Origin of the sequence: Actinomadura sp. NPDC000600, assembly GCF_040492135.1 — a bacterium.
Taxonomy (GTDB): domain Bacteria; phylum Actinomycetota; class Actinomycetes; order Streptosporangiales; family Streptosporangiaceae; genus Spirillospora.
Genome location: NZ_JBEUPD010000014.1, coordinates 1 through 19,469, shown reverse-complemented (window position 1 = coordinate 19,469; position 19,469 = coordinate 1). Strand labels below are relative to the sequence as shown.

Below are 19,469 nucleotides of genomic sequence, written 5' to 3'. Positions count from 1 at the left end.
ACCCGCGGGCCTGTTGATCACCTCGGCGGCGCCGGTCACACTGGCGCTTGCGAAGATCCTTTCCGTGGAGGCGCGATGCACCCCCGCACATCCTTTCCCTCCGGGCGCCTGCTGCAGGGCGCCGCGGCGGTCGCGGCGACCGTGGCACTGACGGCCGGCAGCGCCTGGGCGTGCCCGCCCGAGCCGGAGAACTCCCAGACCGAGCAGGCCGCCGCGGCCGGCGGTCAGGCCGCCGAGGGCACCGGCGGCCACGCCGGGCACTACCACCGGGCGGCCCCCGCGAGCACGAAGTCCGAGGCGGTGAAGGGCGTGCGGCGCGTCGGCGGCGTGCCCGACGCCAAGGGCGCCATCTCCCTGATGTTCATGGACTACGGCCGCGGCCCGCACAAGCGGACGATCATGTACGCGACCGGCCAGTTCGGGCTGAAGGCCTACGACATCAGCGCCGACCCCCGCGTCCCCAAGCTGGTCGGGCAGCTGAACATGCCCGGCATGTGGGAGACCGAGGACACCGACTTCGACGCCAAGCGCAAGATCATCTACCTCTCCCGGGACCCGCGCGCGTTCGGCGGCAACACCGCCACCGGCGAGTCGGGCATCTACGTCGTGGACGCCTCCAAGCCGGAGAGCCTGCGCCAGATCACCTACGTGAAGGTGCCCGCGGGCCACACCACGACCTGCGTGAACGACTGCAAGTACCTGTGGACGGGTGGCCCCGCGAAGGCCAGCTGGATGCCCGCGGACTGGGGCGGGCGCCCCGTCTGGGTGACCGACGTGCGCAACCCGGCCAGGCCGAAGGTCCACAAGGACCCGATCGACACCGGCCGCAACGACGGCAAGACCGACTACACCCACGACATCCAGGTCGACTCCGAGGGGGTCGCCTGGGCGTCCGGACGCGGCGGCGTGCGCGGCTACTACACGACCGGCCGCCACTACGATCCGCTGCGGAAGAAGTGGCGCACGGCCACCGCGGTCGACCCCGTCCCGTACGCGGGCGGCGGCCTGGACGAGGCCACCACCAACTCCACCTTCATGCACAACAGCTACCGGGCGGTCGGGCGGACCCGGGACCAGGCCGCCGACCCGCGCCGGTGGGGTAACGGCAAGCTGCTGTACGTCACCGAGGAGACGTTCAACGACGGCTGCGCCAACGACGGCCTGCTCGTCATCGCGTCGCTGAAGGGCTCCTACGGCGGCGAGGGCTGGCGGTCCACGCCGGAGAACAAGTTCCGCCTGCACACCGTCGCGACCTGGGGCGTGGCCGGCAAGGAGGGCAGCGACCCCGAGAGCACGGACTGCTCGGCGCACTACTTCGACGTGCGGGACGGCGTGATCGCCCAGTCGTTCTACTCGCAGGGCACCCGGTTCCTGGACGTCACGGACCCGACGAACCCCAGGCAGGTCGCCTACTACCGCCCGGCGGACGCCGCGTCCTGGCAGCCGTACTGGCACGGCAAGTACGTCTACGTCGCCGACAACACCCGCGGCGTCGACGTGCTGGAGCCCACCTTCCGCTGACCGTCCCACCGGGGCCTCACGCCCCGCGCGAAGACCCGTCCCCATCCCCCCGGGGGCGGGTCTTCGCCCTGCTCGGGTCGGTCGCGCGCGTCTCGATCTCGCCGGCGCCGCGCTCGGCGGCCGCGACCGCGGACCCGGCCGCCCGGCGCAGCTGCTGCCCCGCCTGCTGGACGACCTGGACCGGCCGCGCGGGCAGGTGCCGCGAGGCGCCGCGGTGCCGCCGCCAGTGCTCGCGGGCGCGGGCCCGGTGCTCGACCCGCAGGTTCTCGATGAGGCGGTCGATGTCCATGGAGACCTCCCCGTACAGCGGCCACAGGTCGCCCGCCGCGGCCCGCTCGTGCAGCCGCCGGGCGAGCCGGGCGCGGCGCTCGCGGGCCACGTCCACCCGCACCTCCAGCTCGTGCTCGGCGAGGAACGGCCGGGCGTCGCGGGTGAGGTCGGAGCGGGCCAGCCGGCCGTAGGAGGCGATGCTGGCGGCGATCCCGGCCAGCGCGTCGCCGAGCTCGCGGCGCACCTCGGGGTCGGTCAGCAGCCGCCCCCGCTCGCCGAGCCGCTCGTCGTCGGCGAGGGACCGGGTCAGCCCGCGCAGCGACAGCGTGAAGTGCTCCATGGTCTCCATGGCGTTGCGCAGCGCGACACCGGCGTCGATGAGCCGCCGCGCCTGGGTCCGCGGGTTGAGCCGGACGCTCTCCTCGGCGGCGCCGAGGTCCCGGTCGGCGCGGCCGATCTCGCGCGCGAGGCGTTCGGCGTCCGCCTGCCAGCGGGCCGCCTCGTCCGGGGCGCGCTCGCCGCGCAGCCCGTCCGCGATGCCCTCGATCAGCTCCCGCAGCTTCTCGGCGACGTCCTGGACGGCCTCCTCCGCGGGCCGTACCCGCACCGTCGGCACGAGCAGCGTCGCCGCCAGCCCGGTGGCGGCGCCGATCAGCGTCTCCAGCACGCGGTCGGCGGCGCCCGCCTCGCTCGCCGATCCGAGCGCGAAGATCAGCATCGCGGAGATCGGCGCCTCCAGCACGTGCTCGCCGAGCCGCAGCACGTGTCCGATGACCAAGGCCGCGAGGATCGTCAGGCCGAGCGTCCACCAGGAGAACCCGATGGTGCTCGCGGCCATCACCGCGACCAGCACCCCCGAGGTGACGGCGGCGACCCGCAGGATGCTCGCCTTGATCGTCTGGTAGACGGAGAACTGCACGACGAGCAGCGCGGTCAGCGGCGCCAGCAGCGGCTGCGGCCCGCCGGCCGGGAGCACCTCCAGGGCCAGCACGAACGCCAGCGTGGCGGTGACCGTCAGGCGGGCGATGCGGAAGACCGTGGAGCGGATCTCCGTCGCCACGCGCAGCGGCGAGCGGTCGCGGCGGTCACCCTGGCCGGAACGCCGGCGGAAGAACACGAGCGACATGCGCTCTGTCATGCCCGCAGGCGGGTAAAGGTCACAGATAGGGACAAAGATCACAAAATCGCTGAAGCCGCAGGTCAACGGGGAGGGGGCGTCACTCCCGCCGACGCGCGCGGAACGCGGCGACGTTCGTGCGGTTGGCGCAGGCCTCCGAGCAGAACCGGCGCCGGCCCGCCCGGGACGTGTCGGCGTACACGCGGTCGCAGCCGTCCGCCGCGCAGACGCCCGTCCGGCCGAGCCCGTGCTCGACGATCAGCTCGGCGAGGTTCATCAGCGTGGTCGCGCGGAACCGCTCCACCAGCCGGGACGAGGGCGGCGCGTAGTGCATGTGCAGGCCGTGCGGCTCGTGGTCGGAGAGGTGCGGGTGCATGGGGATCTCCAGCATGAGCCCGTTCAGCAGCGCCATCGCCTCCTCCAGGCTCCGCGCCTCGAAGAAGGGGCGCAGGACCCGGCCCCAGCGCCGGAAGTCGCCGGCGTCGGCGTCCTCGAACTCCTGCCAGAAGAACTCGTTCTCCCGCAGGATGCGGCGCAGCGCGCCGGGCGAGTCGTCCCCGCCGGCGCTCGTCACGGCGTTGACCAGCGCGGCGGCGGCGGCCACCCCGTGACTCTTGTATCCAGTGATGCGCATTACCCGGGCCTCCGGTCCCGCAGCCGATCAGTAAATGTTATCTTGTTTATAACCCTTACAGACGTCCCTGGGGATGCGCGGTGGAATGCCCACGCTGTGGCTGGCCTGAGTCCGATGTGTACGAGGTGCTGTCGCGGCACCTGACCTCCGAGGGAGTGGTGACCTACACCCGCTGCGCGTGCGGACGGCCGCAGATGCGCGTGCAGCGGTTCGAGGCGGGCCCGGTCGCGGCGGCCGGCCGCGACGGCGGGGCCGCGCCGAAGCACCCCTAGCCGCGCCCCTGGCGGCGCACTCGGCGGCACCGCTAGTGCCGCCAGCGGGTGGCGGCGGCCACCTGCTGCGGGGTCGCCCCGTCCAGCAGCGCGATCTCCCCGCGCCGCACCGCCGCCACCGTGTCGGTGACGGCCTCGCCGAGCGCCTCGCGCAGGACGGCGTCGGCCTCGAACGCCGCGACCGACTCGGCCAGCGACGACGGCAGCGGGGCGATGCCCCGCGCTGCGCGCTCCTCCTCCGCCAGCCCCGCCGGATCGACGTCGACCGGCTCCGGCAGCCGGAGGTCGGCGCCGAGCCCGTCCCGGCCGGCCGCGAGCAGCGCCGCCAGCAGCAGGTACGGGTTGGCGGCGCCGTCCAGGCACTTGACCTCCAGGTTCGCGGCGGTCGCGCGCTCGCCGTCCGCGCCCGTCACGAACCGCAGCGCGGCCTCCCGGTTCTCCAGCCCCCAGCACGCGTACGCGCCCGACCAGTGCGAGGGGATCAGCCGCAGGTAGCTCGCCACCGACGGCGCGCCGACCGCGAGCAGCGCGGGCAGCCGCCGCAGGATGCCCGCCGCGAAGGCCTCCCCGGCCGCCGTCATCCCGAACGGGCCGGGGCCGCCCGCCATCGCGTTCACCGCGCCGTTCGCCGCCGCGTTCGCCGTGCCGTCCCGCCACAGGCTGAGGTGGACGTGCGCGCCGTTGCCGACCGAGTCGGCCTCGACCTTGGGGGAGAACGAGGCGGCCATCCCGTGCCGCATCGTCACCGCGCGGATCGTCTCCCGGACGAGCACGGCGGTGTCGGCCGCGCCGACCGGGTCCTCGGCGGCGACCGACACCTCGTACTGCCCGGGCGCGTACTCCGGGTGCAGTTGGACGACCGTCACGCCCGTCGTCCTCAGCGCCTCCAGCAGGTCCCGCAGGTAGCCGGCCAGTTCGGTCACCCGCGTCATCCCGTACGCGGGGCCTTCGCACGCGGGGGAGAACTCGTCGCCGCCACCGTCCGAGACCGCCCACTCGATCTCGAACGCCGCCTTCACCGCCCAGCCGCGCTCGGCGAGCCGGCCCGCCTCGCGGCGCAGCAGGGCCCGCGTGTCCAGCGGATGGATCGAGCCGTCCTGGGCGTACCGGAGGGCGGGCGCGTGCGCCCAGCCCGGCAGCGCGGCCAGCGGGACGAGCCGGTCCAGGTCGGGGTGCAGCCGCAGGTCCCCGCTCGGGCCGCCGATGTGCCGCCCGGACACGATCGAGTCGTCCAGCAGGAACACGTCGAACACCGGGGACATCCCGACGCCCCATGCCGCCGCGTGCTCCAGCCGCTCCACCGGGACGGTCTTGGTGCGCGTGATGCCGCTGACGTCCACCCATGTCAGCGCCACGGCGACGATGCCCTCGCCGGCCAGCCTGCGCCCCGCCTCGGCGGCGCGGGCGCCGAGCCGGGCGCGCTCGTGCCCGTCCAGTGCCTGCGCTCCGGCGCCGCGCCCCCGGGGGGCGGGAAGAGAGGTCGGTTCCACGGTGCTGGCTCCCGGTCGGGTGGCGGCGGAGGTGAACACGCTCCGTAAGGGCATCGTAGGGAGAACGCGTGCGCGTTTCAGCGGGCTTCTAGTGAGGAACCCGGGTTCTTCAGGGCCGGAGGAATCGCTTCTGCCTTACGTGGTGCGTCAGAGCCGCCAGGGTCCAACCCCCGAACATTCCGGAGAGTGTAATGCTATGGTCACGGATTGTGAAGCTGGTGGTGCAGGTGAGGCTGCTGCCGACGCCCGAGCAGGCGGCGGCCCTGACCGACACCCTCCACCAGGTCAACACCGCCGCCGATCACGTCTCGGCTGTCGCTTTCGCCCGGTTCGGGCTCCGTGCCCGGGAGTTGCCCTTGCGGAGGCTGTGTTACGGCGACCTCAAGGCCGGCGGGCTGGGCGCCCAGGCCGCCCAGCACGTGATCAAACGGGTTGTGGACGCCTACACTGCCCTGCGGGCCGGTATCCGCGGCGGCGGCCTCGGCGGCCCGGGCTCCAAGCGGCGTCGCAAAGCCGAGGCCAAACCGATCGCCTTCCGCCCCGAGGCCGCGCACACCTACGACGACCGGTGCCTGTCCTGGCAGCTGGACGCGGGCACGGTCAGCATCTGGACCGTGAGAGGCCGGGCCAAGCATCTGCGGTTCGCCTGCTCACCCGAGCAGGCCAAGACACTGGCCGCGCACCGGCGCGGTGAATCCGACCTCGTCCACCGGGGCGGGAAGTGGTTGCTGATCGTCACCTGCGACATCCCCGAACCGCAGGTGTACGAACCCGCCGACTGGGTGGGCGTGGACCGCGGCGTCGTCAACCTGGCCACCACCAGCGACGGCGACAACCATCAAGGGCGGCGCCTGGACCGCTACCGCCGCTGGCAGGCTCGTAAACGCGCCGAACTCCAGGCCAAACGCACCCGGTCGGCGGCCCGGCTGCTGAAGAAGCGGGCCCGGCGGGAGGCCCGGCACGCCCGGCACGTCAACCACACGATTTCCAAGCAGGTCGTCGCCGTCGCGGCACGCACCGGACGCGGCATCGCGCTCGAAGAGCTGGGTGGGATCCGCGGACGGGTCACGGTTCCTCGCGACCAGCGGGCACGCCTGTCGTCCTGGCCGTTCCGCCAGCTCGGCGCCTTCATCGAGTACAAGGCCCGCCGCGCCGGTGTGGCCTTCATCGAGGTGGATGCGGCCTACACCTCGCAGCGCTGCCCGCGCTGCGGCCACACCGCCAGGAACAACCGTCCCACGCGGGACCACTTCCACTGTCGCCGGTGCGGTCTCGCTGGGCCCGCCGACATCGTCGCTGGGGTCAACGTGCGCGACCGCGCACGCTCGGCGTGGGTATTTGTCAACATGCCCCAACCAGCCCCGGCATAGCCCGGGCGCTGGTGGATGCGACCCGTGACCGCCCCGCCGTAACGGGCAGTCGGGAGCGCGAACAACGCCCCAAGGACCGAGCTCGCAAGCTCGGCGCTTCCAGGGCCGAGTAGTTGACGGAGGAGAGCGGGAACCGTGCTGGAGTATCTGGAGTCGCTGCGGCTGGTCGACCACCACTGCCATGGCGTCCTCGACAGGGACCTGGGCCGGACGGCCTTCGAGGAGATGCTGACCGAGGCGGAGACCGCCGGGCCGCCCGGCGTGAGCATGTTCGACACCCAGGTCGGGTTCGCGCTGCGGCGCTGGTGCCCGCCCGTCCTCGGCCTCGACGCGCACGCCGGGCCTGACGAGTACCTGTCGCGCCGGGACGAGCTGGGCGCCGCCGAGGTGAACCGCAGGTTCCTGGACGCCGCCGGGCTGGACGCGCTCTGCGTCGACACCGGCTACCTGCCGGAGGCGATGCTCGACCCGCCCGCCCTCGGCTGCCTGGCGGGGGCGGAGGCGCACGAGATCGTGCGGCTGGAGTCGGTCGCGGAGCAGGTGGCGGCGGACGGGGTCGAGGCGGCCCGGTTCGCCGACGAGGTGCGCTCCCGGTTCCACGCCAGGGACGCGGTGGGGGCCAAGTCGATCGCCGCCTACCGGGCCGGGCTGGAGCTCTCGGGTGAGCGGCCGTCGGAGGCCGAGGTCGTCTTCGCCGCCGACCGGCTGATGCTCGCCGCGGAGCGCGCCGGGACCCCGCCGCGCGTGTGCGACGAGGTGCTGCACCGCTTCCTCGTGTGGTGCGCGGTGGACGCCGGGCTGCCCGTCCAGTTCCACGTCGGCTACGGGGACGCGGACGCCGACCTGCGCCGCGGCGACCCGCTGCTGCTCATCGAGCTGCTGCGCGCCATGGACCCCGTCCCCGCGATGCTGCTGCACAACTACCCGTTCCACCGGAACGCCGGGTACCTGGCGCAGGTGCTGCCGAACGTGTACGTCGACGCGGGCCTGGCGACGCACAACCTCGGGCACCGCTCGCCCGCGCTCATCGCCGAGCTGCTGGAGCTGGCGCCGTTCGGGAAGGTGCTGTACTCCTCGGACGCGTTCGGCCTGGCCGAGCTCTACCACCTCGGGGCGCTGCTGTTCCGGCGCGCGCTCGCCGGGTTCCTGGCCGGGGGAGTGGACGACGGAGCCTGGACGCCCGGGGACGCCGAGCGCGTCGCGGGGCTGGTCGCCTCCGGCAACGCCCGCCGGGTCTACGGTCTGGAGTGAACCGATCATCCGGGCGGAACCGGCGATCGGGAGGATTCGGCATTTGGGGGGACCGGTATGGCCGCACGTGAACGCCTGCTCGTCGTCGGGGGCGACGCCGCGGGGATGAGCGCCGCGTCCCAGGCCCGCAGGCTGCGCGCCCCGGACGACCTGGAGATCGTCGCCGTCGAGCGGGGGCACCACGCGTCCTACGCGGCGTGCGGCATCCCGTACTACGTCGGCGGTGTGGTCGAGGAGCTCGACTCGCTCATCGCCCGGACGCCCGCCGAGTTCCAGGAGCGCGGCATCGACCTGCGGCTCCGCACCGAGGCCGTGGAGATCGATCCCGGCGGCGGCCGAGTGCGGGTCCGCTCCCTGGACGGCGGCGGCGAGAGCTGGGAGCCCTACGACCACCTCGTGATCGCCACCGGTGCCGTCCCCACCCGGCCGCGGCTGCCCGGCGCGGACGCCGAGGGCGTCCACGGCGTGCAGATCCTCGACGACGGCGTGGCGATCCGCCGCGCCGTCGAGGACGGGAGCCCGCGCCGCGCCGTCGTCGTGGGCGGCGGCTACATCGGCCTGGAGATGGCCGAGGCGCTGGTGATGCGCGGCCTGGAGGTGTCCCTCGTGGACTTCGCCGACCAGCCGATGCGCACCCTCGACCCGGACGTGGGCGCGCTCGTCGCGGACGCGATGCGCGGCATCGGCGTCAAGCTGTACCTGGGGGAGCCGGTCGAGGGCTTCGACACCTCGCCGGACGGGCGCGTCACGGCGGTCCGCACGGAGAGCCGCACCTTGCCGGCGGACCTCGTCGTCCTCGGGCTCGGCGTGCGGCCGGCCTCCGGACTGGCCCGCGACGCGGGGATCGAGACCGGTTCGACCGGCGGCATCGTCACCGACCGGCGGATGCGCACCCGCACCGAGCGGGTGTGGGCCGCGGGGGACTGCGTCGAGACCCGCCACCTGATCTCGGGCGCGCCGGTCGCGATCGCGCTCGGCACGCACGCGAACAAGCAGGGCCGCGTCGCCGGGATCGGCATCGGCGGCGGCTACGCCACGTTCCCCGGCGTCATCGGCACCGCCGTTTCCAAGATCTGCCACGTGGAGGTCGCGCGGACCGGCCTGAACGAGGCCGAGGCGGCCGCGGCCGGGTTCGAGACGCTGAGCGTGGCCGTCGGGTCCACGACCCGGGCCGGCTACATCCCGGGCGGCGCCGCGATGACGACCAAGCTGATCGCCGAACGCAGGTCTGGGCGGCTGCTCGGCGCGCAGATCGTCGGCGAGGAGAACGCGGCCAAGCGCATCGACGGCCTTGCCATCGCGCTGTGGAACGGGATGACGGTCGAGGAGATGACGGGCCTCGACCTCGGCTACGCGCCGCCGTTCGCGCCCGTGTGGGACCCCGTGCTGATCGCCGCCCGCAAGGCCGCCGACGCCGTCGAGCGGGACATGCGCTCCGGCTCTTGATCCTCCTTGTCGGTGATCTCCCTTACGGTGTGGCGTCATGGCGACTGCGGGGCCGGCGGCGGCCGACGAGACCACCTGGGTGATGCCGGAGGACTGGCGGCGGATCGCGCATCCCCGCCGGGACCGTCCGGGGCCGTGGCCCCGGGTGCGGATCGACGCCGGAGCGATCGGGGAGGCGCGGGCGCTGCTGGAGGGCCGCCGGACCGAGATCGGGAAAGTCCTCGCGCTGCCCGGCTCGGTGCCCGACCTGGCCGAGCACGGCCGCGCCTACCTCAAGGGCGAGGCCGACCCGCTGGGCGCGGCCGTGGTCGCGATCGTCGCGGTGCCCAGGGGCGGCCTGCGCGAACTCGGCGGCAGGGAGCCGTTCCGGGACGCGTGGGCCGCCGAGCACGGCCTGCCGTTCGCCGCGTGCGCCTACGCCGAGATGTGCGACGTCACGTCCGACTACCTGCAGAGGCCTCTCCAGCCGACCTGGACCGGAGTGCGCCGGACCGGGCCGTCGGAGATCCGCGGCGGCTGGTGGGCGGGCGAGCGCGCGGCGCGGCGCCTGCGCGCCCTGCTGGCCGCCGCCGGCGACGACGTGTACGCCGAGGCCGTCGAGAAACTGGCGGGCCACCGCCGGACGCCGCTCCAGCGGCTGACCGTGTCCTACCTGGCACCGACACGGCAGGACTGGGTCGACGAGGTCCGCGCCGACCCGGCGACCCTCGCCCTGCCGCCCTACACGGCGAACCGGTGGATGCTCTTCTGCTCGCTCGGCGGGCCGGAGCAGGTCGACCCGGACGTCTTGCCGCTCGGCCACTTCGCCCGGACGACGAGCGTCATCGCGACCCTCGTGGACGGCGTCGGGCCGGCGGGAGCGCTGCCGCTGGTGCTCGAGGCCCTGGCAGGCCCCGAGCTGCTGGACGTGCTGGCCCGGCTGCCCCTGGACGAGGCGTTCCAGGTGCTCGTGGAGCAGGCCCGCTACTTTTACGGCCCGCCCGCGCTGATCAGCGCGTCGCGGACGTTCCCGCGGCGGGCGCTGCGCCTCCTCCCGCCGGCCGCGCGGCGCCCGGAGGTGGAGGAAGTGCTGCGGGCGCACCTGCTCACGCACCCCGAGCTGGCGGAGGAGATGCTGCCGGGACTCCCGGAGGAGTCGCGCGCGACGGTCGAGGCGCTCCGCGGGAGCGCCGTGCGCGTGCCGGAGGCCCCGGCCGACGCCCTGCCGCAACTGCTCGTGGACCCGCCCTGGACCCGGCCTCGGACGAAGGCGAAGCCAGTGGTCCTCAAGGACTTGGAGCCGCCTGGCACACGCTCCGTCGTCTGGGAACCCGGCGAGCGGCACGCCTGGACGGCGGGCGTCGCCCGGCCCCGATGGGTCGAACGCGCGGACTGGCCCCTCCTGGTCGAGCGGTTCAAGAACGACAGGCTTTCCTATGCCATGGGGGCGACGCTGTTCATCGCGGCGCCTGGGGACCTCGTTCGCCCGCTCCTGGAAGACCTGGAGCCGCCCACCTGGTACGTGGACGAATGGTTGCGGGCCCTCATCGCCCGCTTCGAGCTCGACGCGCTGGAGTTGGCCGTCGCCGCGGCGCGGCGCGACCCCGCGAAGGCGGGCCCCACGCTCCTGCCGTTCCTGAGCGACGAGGTCGCGCTGCTGATGGCCGACTGGCTCCTCCGGCTCAAGCAGGCGGGCAGGATCGCGCGGGTCTGGTTCCGGCGGCACGGACTGGCCGCCGTCCCGGCCCTGATACCGCCCGCGCTGGGCAAGGCGGGCGTCCGGCGCCGCGCCGCCGAGGCCGCGCTGCGCTTCGTCGCCGAGTGGAACGGCGAAGAGGCGGTCGTCGCGGCGGCCCGCGTCCACGGCGACCGGGCGGCGGGCGCGATCGAGGCGCTCGTCACGGCCGATCCGCTGGGCGTCCCCGCGAAGACGCCGTCCGTCGGCGAGTGGGCCGACACACGGCTGCTCCCGCAACTCCTGCTCCGCGGCCGTGAGCGGGCGCTGCCGGACACCGCCGCGAGGCACGTGGTGACGATGCTCGCGATGTCCAGGCCCGGTGACGTCTACGCCGGGGTGGACGCCGTCCGTGATCTATGCGACCCGGACTCGCTCGCCGAGTTCGGCTGGAGCCTGTTCCGGCGGTGGGAGGCGGTGGGTGCTCCGTCCAAGGAGGGGTGGGCGCTGACGCAGCTCGGCCTGACCGGGAACGACGAGACCGTCCGCCGCCTGACCCCGCTGATCCGGGAGTGGCCCGGCGTCGGCGGGCACGCCAAGGCGGTCACGGGCCTGGACGTCCTCGCCGGCATCGGCACCGACGTGGCGCTCATGCACCTGCACGCCATCGCCCAGAAGGTGAAGTTCAAGGCGCTCAGGACCAGGGCGCAGGAGAAGATCGAGGAGGTCGCCGCCGAACGGGATCTCACCGCCGAGCAGCTCGCGGACCGGCTCGTCCCCCACTTCGGCCTCGACGCCGAGGGGACGCGCACGCTCGACTACGGTCCGCGCCGCTTCGTCGTCGGCTTCGACGAGCAGCTCAAGCCGTACGTGGCGGACGAGAGCGGGGCCCGCCGCAAGGCGCTGCCGAAACCCGGCGCCAAGGACGACCCGGAGCTCGCCCCGGCCGCCTACAAGGCGTTCTCGACGCTGAAGAAGGACGTGCGGGCCGTCGCCTCCGAGCAGCTCCGCCGCCTGGAGGCGGCCATGGTCGCGCAGCGCCGCTGGCCCGTGCGGGAGTTCCGGGAACTGCTGGCCGGGCACCCGCTCGTCCGGCACATCGTCCGGCGCCTGGTGTGGCTCGCGAGCGAGGGAGAGGACGCCAGGACGACCGCGTTCCGCGTCGCCGAGGACGGCACGTTCGCCGACGTCGAGGACGACGCCGTCGTCCTCCCGGAGTCGGCGGACGTCCGGGTCGCGCACCCCCTCGACCTCGGCGGCTCCCTCGCCGCCTGGTCGGAGGTGATCGCCGACTACGAGATCCTCCAGCCGTTCCCGCAGCTCGGACGCCCCGTCCACGCTCTCGCCGAAGGCGAGGGCGCAGACGGAAGGCTCGAACGCTTCGAGGGCCTGACCGTCCCGGTCGGGAAGGTGCTCGGCCTGACCTCGCGCGGCTGGGGCCGCGGCGAGCCGCAGGGCGGGGGCATCCAACCCTGGCTCTCCCGGCGCCTCCCTGGCGGCCGGTACATCGTCGTCGACCTCGATCCCGGCATCGCCGTCCGGGCGGCGGACTCGCCACCGGAGCAGACGCTGCGAGGGGTCGTCCTGGTGAGCCGCCGCGAGCACATGGGCTACGGCCACAACTCCACGGCGTCCTTCGCCGATTTGGACCCGATCACCGTGTCCGAGATCCTCGCCGACCTGGCGACGCTGACCTGAGAAAGAGAATCCCCATGGATCTGCCGAAGCCGCTGCTGGACCCGCCGTGGGCGCGCAAACCGGCCTCCCCGCCCTCCGGCGACGAGCCGATCATCGTTCCCGGCCTGGCGGCGCCGGACGGCCGCGAGATCGTCTGGGCGCCCGGCGAGCGCGAGGAATGGGCCGCGGTCCGCCCCTACGGGTCCTGGAAGGACGACGAGTGGGAGGAGGCCGCCGAGGAGTTCCGCGACGGGCGGATGGGCTACGAGCCAACCCGGGCGGGCTTCCTCGCGCAGGCGCCCGAGCATCTCGCGCGGCCGTTGCTGGACGGGTGGGAGCCCCACGTGACGTGGGACTTCGACCATTCCCTCAAACCGATCGTGGCGCGGTTCGAGACCGCGGCCTGGGACGTGGCGGTCCGGCTGGCGAAGCAGAACCCCTTCGGGACGGGCCCGGTCGTGCTGCCGTTCCTGTCCGCCGACGTGGCCCGGCTGGTCGCCGACTGGCTCTACCGGCTGAAGTCGGCGCAGGAGCTCGCGCACGCGTGGTTCGAGCGGCACGGCCTGGCCGCCGTCCCGTACCTGGTGCCGGACGCGCTGGGCAAGCGCGTCGGGCCGCGCCGGGGCGCGGTGAAGGCCCTGCGGACCATCGAGGGGGACGTCGTGGCGGCGGCCCGCGTCCACGGGGACGAGGCGGCCGAGGCGGTCGCGCGGCTCCTCGCCGCCGCGCCGCCCGTCGCAGCGCCCGTCGAACCTCCGGTGAGGGCTCCGTCCCTCCCGAGGTGGCTCGACGCCGACGCGCTTCCCCGCCCGGTCCTGCGGGACGGCGGAGAGTTGCCGCGCGACGCCGCCCGCACCCTGCTGCTCGCCCTGACGGTGAGCCCGGGCGGACGCCTCGACGCGACCGGCGTGGTGGACGCCGCCGCCGAGGTCTGCGAGCCGGAGTCGCTGACCGCGTTCGCGTGGGCGCTGTTCGAGGCGTGGCAGGCGGCGCGCATGCCGAACCGCAGCGGGTTCGTGCTGGCGGCCCTCGGGCGCTTCGGCGACGACGGGACCGTCCGCCGGCTCACGCCGATGGTCAAGGAGTGGCCGGGGCGGAGCGGCGGCTACAGCAGCGCCGTCCAGGGCCTCGACGCGCTGGCGGCCATCGGCACCGACGTCGCCCTGACGCACCTCAGCGGCATCGCGCAGAAGTCGCGGTACAAGGGGCTGCGCGGCGAGGCGCAGCGGAGGCTGGCCCAGATCGCGGAGCGGCGCGGCCTGACCGCGGAGCAGCTCGCCGACCGGCTCGTGCCCGACTTCGGCCTGGACGCGGACGGGACCCTGACGCTCGACTACGGTCCGCGCCGCTTCGTCGTCGGGTTCGACGAGCAGCTCAAGCCGCAGGTGTCGGACGAGAGCGGGGTGCGCCGCAAGGCGCTGCCGAAACCCGGCGCGAAGGACGACCCCGAGCCGGCCGCGGCCGCCTACCGGCGCTTCGCGGAGCTGAGGAAGGACGCCCGCGCGGTCGCGTCCACGGAGGTGGCCCGGCTGGAGGCCGCCATGGTCGCGGGCCGCGAATGGTCGCACGCCGAGTTCGGCGAGTTCGCCGTCGCGCACCCGCTGATGCGGCACCTCGCCCGGCGGCTGGTCTGGCTGAGCGGCGGCCTGGCGTTCCGGATCGCCGAGGACGGCACGTTCGCCGACCTGAACGACGAGCCCGTCGAGCCCGACCCTGCGGCGGGCGTCCGCATCGCCCATCCGGTGCTGCTGGGCGAGTCCCTGGCCGCGTGGTCGCAGGTGTTCGCCGACTACGAGATCCTCCAGCCGTTCCCGCAGCTCGGACGGCCCGTCCACGCGCTCGCCGACGGCGAGGGCGAGAACGGCAGGCTCGAACGCTTCGAGGGCGCGGCCGTCCCGACCGGCAGGTTCCTCGGCCTCACCCGGACGGCGTGGAAGCGCGGCGCCCCGCAGGACAACGGCATCGAGCACTGGATCTCCTGCACGCTCGCGCCGGGCGTCACCGTCGTGGTCGACCTGGACCCCGGGATCGCGGTGGGCCTCGTCGACCTGAACCCCGTCCAGACGATCGAGCGGGTCTGGATCGGCCGGGCGCCCGGCGACCCGTCCAGCATGATCGCGAACGGGCTCGCCGGTGTGGACCCGGTCCTGGTCTCCGAGCTCCTCGCCGACCTGACGGCCCTCACCGCGTCTTAGGCGAAGCGGCTGCTGGGCACCGGGCCGGGGGAGTGCACCATGTACCTCGGCCCGGCGAGCCAGTGGCCGGCGACCGCCCGGACGAAGCCCGCCAGGCGCTCGTCGGGGTCCGGCGGCGCGTCGCCGTCGCCGGCCTCCGGCGCGGGGTCGGCGGCGACGATCTCGGCGGCCAGCTCCTCCTCGGGGCGCTCGTCCTCCGGGGCCCGCTCCGGCTCGCCGCCCGGCGAGAACCGCAGCTGCTCGCCCCACGGCGACACCACGACCTGGTGCAGGAACCCGGCGACGTCGGCGCTCACCGCGGGCGGGTCGGTCCAGCAGGACGCGTGCTCGAACAGCACCTGCCCTTCGGCCCGCTCGTGCAGGCCGCCGGGGTCCGTCTCGTTCAGGTCGTAGGCGACCACGAGCGCGCCGGGGCGGTCCGGGTCGAACGGCTCGGCGGGCAGCCCGAACAGCCGCGCCGCCGCCAGGCCCAGGATGCGGCTCGACCGGCCGGGCAGCAGGCCGACCGACGTGGGGCGCCGCCCCGCCGCGTCCAGGACGAGCCGCAGCCGGTCGAGGGTCCGCCTGCACGTGGCGAAGCTGTCGGAGGTGTAGGCGAAGCGGCCCGTCATGCCGTCCTCGAACCCGTACGGGGAGATCGTGGCGAGGACGGAGCCGCCGAGCGCGAAGTGCCAGCCGCGCAGGTCCCGGGAGTCGAGCGGGCTCACGGCCCGGGCCGCCGCCGCCCGGGAGAGCATCCGCGCGAGCCGGTCGTTGGCCAGGCCCCACTGCTCGTCCGGCGCGGGCAGCCGTGCCGCCTCGCGGGCGGCCCGGTCGAGGTCCCCGGAGAACAGCGCGTTGTAGGCCAGCAGGTACCGGGAGGGCCACGGGTCCAGCGCGTCCACGTGCGGTTCCAGGGCGGCGACGGCCTCGGCGTTCCGGTTCTCGCGTTCCAGCGCCGACACGAGTTCCGCCAGCAGGGCGGGCTCGCCCGGCATCATCTCCAGCGCGCGCCGCAGCGCCGGGACGGCCAGGAAGGCGACGCCGCGCTCGATGCAGGCGTAGCCGAAGTCGTAGAGCTGCTGCGGCTCCTCCCGGGCGGCCAGCGCCGCGGCGGCCTCGCGCATGTCGTCGAAGCCGGACACCGCCGCCGCGCCCTCCATGAGCCGCGCGACCTCGGCGGGCTCCATGGCGTCGGCGTTGAACCGCAGATGCCGGATCAGGCCGGAGATGTCGCCGCTTTCCAGGAGTTCCCGCGCTTCGCTCATGGGCCGCCACGCTAGCGGCGGGCGCCCGCGCCGATCATCCGGTTTCCCCTACTCGGTCGCCGCCAGCGCCCGCAGGACGTCCGCGACCAGGTCGCGGGTGTCCTCGATGCCGGCGGACAGGCGCACGAAGCCGGGCGGCACGGCGTCGCCGCCCCACCGGCCGCGCCGCTCCGCGGAGCTCTGCACGCTGCCGAAACTGGTGGCCTGCATGACGAGCCGCAGGGAGCCGAGGAACCGCTCGGCGGACGCCTCGTCCCTCAGCGCGAACGACACGACGCAGCCGAACCGCCGCATCTGCCGGGCCGCGACCTCGTGCGCCGGGTCGTCCGGCAGCCCCGGATACCTGAGCCCGGACACCAGCGGGTGCCCCCGCAGCGCCTCGGCCACGGCCAGCGCGTTGGCCGTCTGCCGGTCCAGCCGCAACTGGAGCGTGGCGAGCGACCGGTGCGCCAGCCACGCCTCCATCGGCCCGGGAATGGCGCCGACGGTCTTGCGCCAGAACCGGACCGCGTCCGCCAGCTCCGGGTCGCGGGTCGCGACATGCCCGAGCAGCAGGTCGCCGTGCCCGCTCATCGACTTGGTGTCGCTGGCGACGGAGAAGTCGGCCCCGAGGTCCAGGGGCCGCTGCCCGAGCGGAGTGGCGAGGGTGTTGTCCACGGCCACGAGCGCGCCCGCCCGGTGCGCTGCGTCGACGATCCGCCTGACGTCGCACACGTCCAGGCTCGGATTGGTCGGGGTCTCCAGCCAGACCAGCCGCGCCCCCTCCAGCAGCCCGAGCTGTGCGTCGCCCGCCGTCGGCGCCATCCGGACCACGGCCCCGTAGGACTCCAGCCGCTCCTTCAGGGCCCGGGCCGTGTAGTAGCAGTCGTCGGGCATGACCACGACGTCGCCAGAGCCGGTCTGCGACAGCAGCACACTTGCGACCGCCGCCATCCCCGACGAGAACGAGACGACCTCCGCGCCGCCCTCCAGCTCGCCGACCGCCCGTTCGAGCCGCGTCCACGTCGGGTTGGAGTCGCGCCCGTAGGTGTAGGGGCCGACCGCCTCCCCGGCCAGGTGGTAGTGCGCCGCGAACACGGGCCCGGGCAGCGCGGGGGCGAAGTTCTCCGCCTCCGGCCGCCCGGCGCCCACGGCCAGCGTCCCGTCCCCGATCTCCACGCGCGCTCCTTTCCCGCAGGTCCGGCCCCCATCGTCCCACCCACGGGTCCGCGAGCGTGTTTCATGCGGGGACGATCCCCTCACACCCCCCGGTTCGCTTCGCTCAGGAGTTGCGCAGGGAGTCGGCGATACCGCGTGCCCTTTCCGACTCCTCGATGCGGCCCAGCCGCTCCAGGGCGTAGGACTTGTTGTAGTGGTCGTTCCAGGAGTCGGGGCCGTTGTCGATGGCGTAGTCGATGACGGGTAGGGCCTCCGCGTAGCGGCCGAGCTTGACGAGCGCCGCGCCCTTGACGCTGTGGGCCGAGGCGAGGTCGTAGCGTCCCGCGCCGACGGCGCTCCCGGAGGTGAGGAGGGCGATGGCGCGGTCCACCGCGGCCAGCGCCTCCGCGTCCCGGCCGCCGTCCATGAGGATGATCGCCCGGTTGATCTGCGGCGCGGCGTAGCCGGGCCGCAGGGCGATCGCCTGGTCGTAGGCGGCGATCGCCTCGGCGGGACGCTCCATCCGCAGGAACGTCCCGGCCCGCTCGACGTGCGCGAGCGCGTCGGACGGATTGAGTCGGAGCGCCTGGTCGAAGGCGGCCAGGGCCTCGGCGTGCCGCCCCGTCCCGCTGAGGGCGATGCCGCGCACCCGGTGCGCCTCGGCGTACTCGGGGCGGAGCCGGACGGCCTCGTCCAGCTCGGGCAGGGCGTCCTGGAACCGGCCGGACTCCATGAGGCGCACGGCCTGGGCGTGGTGCTGGGCCGCGGCCGGCCGGGGGCGGCCGCTCATCTGCTCCAGCCTCGCGCCGGGGACGAGCTTGCCTCCGCAGGACGTGCAGCGCGGAGCGCGGAAGCGGGAGCCGGGCTCGTGGCACCGGTCGCAGAAGTTGCTGCCGCAGAAGTCGCAGATCATGAACTCGATCGCGAACCCGTCAGGGTCCTGCCGCGCCACCGGGTTGCCGCCCGGCACCTTCGACACCGAGATGAGCCGCGTGCACGCCCAACCCGAACAGCTGAGAAGCATGGTCGCTCCCGTTCCCTTAGTGTGCGTAATCCCAGTCGAGTTCCCAGACGCGCATACCGTGGTCCCGGGTTCGCGTGATCGCGATCCGGGTGTCGGCGCTGAGGCCGACCCACTCGATCGCGGTGGTGTCCGCGCCGAACGCGTGCAGGCAGCGGCCGGCGGGCAGGTCCCATACCCGCACCGTCCCGTCCGCTTCGCCGGACACCGCGAACCTGCCGTCGGCGGCGGGGGCGAGGCAGACGGTCGAATCCGACAGGCGGTGCAGGAGGCGCCCGGCGCGCACGTCGAAGACCCGCAGGGCGCGCCCGGGGCCGACGGCGGCGGCGATCCCGCCGTCCGCGCTCACCTCGATCGCCGCGAGCTGCTCGGACGGGCCCCGGACGTAGCCGGTGGCCTCGCCGGTCGTGCCGTCCGCCGTCCACAGCGTCCCGACCGTGTGCCCGCAGGACACGACGGTGCGGCCGTCGCCGCTCATGGCGGCGGGCGTCTGGCCGGGCAGGATGTGGCGGCGCTCCCCGTCCAGCTCCCACAGCGTCACGATCCGCTGGAAGTCGCCCACGAGCAGGGTCCGGCCGCCCTGCCCGAACCCGACCTTGAACACGATCCCGTCGTGGCCCTTGAGGACGTGCCTGCGCCTGCCCTTGGCCAGGTCCCAGACGCGGACGGTGCCGCTCTCGTCGCCGGACGCGGCGAGCCGCCCGTCCGGGCTCACCGCCAGCGCCCTGACCTCGGCGCGGTGTCCGCCGAACACGTGGACGCAGGAGCCGGACGCCACGTCCCACACCCGGACCTTCCCGTCGCTTGCGCCCGTCAGCAGCCGGGTCCCGTCGGGAGTGAAGGCCGCCGCGCCGACCGACGTCCCGCCGACGTGGAGGGTGCGGAGGTGCTCGCCGGTCTCGACGTCCACCAGCCACACTTCGGACCAGCCGCCGAACCGCACGGCGAGGACGCCGCCGCGGCTCAGTGCGGTCCCGCCGTCCGCGCGGCCCCCGGTGTCCGGGAGGGCACGCACCTCCCAGGCGCCCAGGACCGCCGTGGGGCGTCCGTGCCGTCCGGCGGCCCGCCACAGGTCGAGCAGCTCGCGGTTGCGCTCGTGGCCGGGGACGCTCCGCGCGGCGCGGATCTCCGCCGCGGCCCGCGCCCAGTCGCCGCGCTCGGCGTGCC

14 protein-coding genes are annotated in these 19,469 nt (G+C 74.4%); 7 read left to right on the top strand and 7 right to left on the bottom strand.

Annotation, left to right across the window (positions count from 1 at the left end; translation table 11 throughout):
- The first annotated feature begins 75 nt into the window (after window positions 1-75).
- Window positions 76-1,521 carry an LVIVD repeat-containing protein gene (locus ABWI07_RS21030; protein WP_353819557.1) on the top strand — a complete coding sequence of 482 codons (1,446 nt, stop codon included), beginning with the start codon at window positions 76-78 and terminating at the stop codon, window positions 1,519-1,521.
- Window positions 1,522-1,537: 16 nt separating this feature from the next.
- Here ABWI07_RS21030 and ABWI07_RS21025 read toward each other — a convergent pair whose 3' ends face one another.
- Together ABWI07_RS21025 and ABWI07_RS21020 are read right to left on the bottom strand one after the other, a co-directional pair.
- Window positions 1,538-2,929, bottom strand: a complete 1,392-nt coding sequence (locus ABWI07_RS21025) for an FUSC family protein (protein ID WP_235037332.1) — start codon at window positions 2,927-2,929, stop codon at window positions 1,538-1,540.
- A gap of 79 nt (window positions 2,930-3,008) precedes the next feature.
- Window positions 3,009-3,542 carry a CGNR zinc finger domain-containing protein gene (locus ABWI07_RS21020; RefSeq protein ID WP_353819556.1) on the bottom strand — a complete coding sequence of 178 codons (534 nt, stop codon included), beginning with the start codon at window positions 3,540-3,542 and terminating at the stop codon, window positions 3,009-3,011.
- A gap of 116 nt (window positions 3,543-3,658) precedes the next feature.
- Here ABWI07_RS21020 and ABWI07_RS21015 point away from each other — a divergent pair, with 116 nt between their 5' ends.
- Window positions 3,659-3,814, top strand: a complete 156-nt coding sequence (locus ABWI07_RS21015; RefSeq protein ID WP_160161160.1) for a hypothetical protein — start codon at window positions 3,659-3,661, stop codon at window positions 3,812-3,814.
- A gap of 32 nt (window positions 3,815-3,846) precedes the next feature.
- Here the strand turns inward: ABWI07_RS21015 and ABWI07_RS21010 are convergent, their stop codons facing one another.
- On the bottom strand, window positions 3,847-5,304 hold the full coding sequence (locus ABWI07_RS21010; RefSeq protein WP_200842338.1) for a type I glutamate--ammonia ligase: 1,458 nt from the start codon (window positions 5,302-5,304) through the stop codon (window positions 3,847-3,849).
- Between the two features lie 209 nt (window positions 5,305-5,513).
- Here ABWI07_RS21010 and ABWI07_RS21005 point away from each other — a divergent pair, with 209 nt between their 5' ends.
- The 5 genes from ABWI07_RS21005 to ABWI07_RS20985 all read left to right on the top strand — a co-directional run bounded on the left by ABWI07_RS21005 (window position 5,514) and on the right by ABWI07_RS20985 (window position 14,897).
- Window positions 5,514-6,674 carry an RNA-guided endonuclease InsQ/TnpB family protein gene (locus ABWI07_RS21005; protein WP_353819555.1) on the top strand — a complete coding sequence of 387 codons (1,161 nt, stop codon included), beginning with the start codon at window positions 5,514-5,516 and terminating at the stop codon, window positions 6,672-6,674.
- 135 nt (window positions 6,675-6,809) lie between these two features.
- Window positions 6,810-7,925, top strand: a complete 1,116-nt coding sequence (locus ABWI07_RS21000) for an amidohydrolase family protein (RefSeq protein WP_353819554.1) — start codon at window positions 6,810-6,812, stop codon at window positions 7,923-7,925.
- Between the two features lie 57 nt (window positions 7,926-7,982).
- A complete protein-coding gene (locus ABWI07_RS20995; protein WP_353819553.1) occupies window positions 7,983-9,371 on the top strand; it encodes an FAD-dependent oxidoreductase in 1,389 nt (462 codons plus the stop codon).
- Window positions 9,372-9,408: 37 nt separating this feature from the next.
- Window positions 9,409-12,723 (top strand): DUF4132 domain-containing protein, encoded by a 3,315-nt coding sequence (locus tag ABWI07_RS20990; protein ID WP_353819552.1) that lies wholly within the window; start codon window positions 9,409-9,411, stop codon window positions 12,721-12,723.
- Window positions 12,724-12,737: 14 nt separating this feature from the next.
- Window positions 12,738-14,897 (top strand): DUF4132 domain-containing protein, encoded by a 2,160-nt coding sequence (locus ABWI07_RS20985; protein ID WP_353819551.1) that lies wholly within the window; start codon window positions 12,738-12,740, stop codon window positions 14,895-14,897.
- Here ABWI07_RS20985 and ABWI07_RS20980 read toward each other — a convergent pair.
- The 4 genes from ABWI07_RS20980 to ABWI07_RS20965 form a co-directional block, all read right to left on the bottom strand.
- The gene (locus ABWI07_RS20980) at window positions 14,894-16,144 is read right to left on the bottom strand and encodes a tetratricopeptide repeat protein (RefSeq protein WP_353819550.1); all 1,251 of its coding nucleotides are present in this window, start codon (window positions 16,142-16,144) and stop codon (window positions 14,894-14,896) included. The genes ABWI07_RS20985 and ABWI07_RS20980 overlap by 4 nt on opposite strands.
- A 48-nt stretch (window positions 16,145-16,192) precedes the next feature.
- The gene (locus ABWI07_RS20975) at window positions 16,193-17,302 is read right to left on the bottom strand and encodes a cystathionine gamma-lyase (RefSeq protein ID WP_353819549.1); all 1,110 of its coding nucleotides are present in this window, start codon (window positions 17,300-17,302) and stop codon (window positions 16,193-16,195) included.
- Window positions 17,303-17,405: 103 nt separating this feature from the next.
- Window positions 17,406-18,305, bottom strand: coding sequence for a tetratricopeptide repeat protein (locus ABWI07_RS20970; protein ID WP_353819548.1), 900 nt, complete (start codon window positions 18,303-18,305; stop codon window positions 17,406-17,408).
- A gap of 16 nt (window positions 18,306-18,321) precedes the next feature.
- Window positions 18,322-19,469, bottom strand: a 1,148-nt coding sequence (locus ABWI07_RS20965; RefSeq protein ID WP_353819547.1) for a WD40 repeat domain-containing protein, incomplete at its 5' end; no start/stop codon positions are given.